Raw genomic sequence first — 456 nt, 5'->3', positions numbered from 1 at the left:
GACGGGACCAGGCCGGGCCTCGCCCCGCTCACCTCCGACGCCGACCGCGCCGCGGGGGGGGCGCGGCGGGCCCAAGGGCGCCCCCCCCGCGCCCGCGCCGGGCCCCCACCGCGCCGGACACCGGCTTTTTGACGCGAGTCAGGTCACAGCGTGGAGCACTGCGCCGGGCGCGCACCGTGGTGGGGTCGCCCCCGTTGGTGGGCGGCGGGGCGTTGCCGGAGCAGGACAGGCTGCCTCCGACGGTGCTGCCCTCGATCTCGGCGCGGTCATCCTCCGCGAACGGCCCGGTGCCGGTGGTCCCGGACACCTGGAGCGGGCCGGTGATCTGGTCGGGGGTGGCCGCGGCCCCCGGGGGTGGGGCGGGGCTCCGGCCCCCACCCGGGGCGGCGGGGCGGCGCCGCCGCCGGGCCCCCCGGGGCCCGCGGCGCCCGAGCGGGCCGGCCCGGGCGGCGACGC

Source organism: Kitasatospora sp. NPDC059571, from assembly GCF_042735675.1.
Taxonomy (GTDB): domain Bacteria; phylum Actinomycetota; class Actinomycetes; order Streptomycetales; family Streptomycetaceae; genus Kitasatospora.
The sequence above is the reverse complement of the archived record's forward strand: the minus strand, read 5'-3'. Positions refer to the sequence as shown.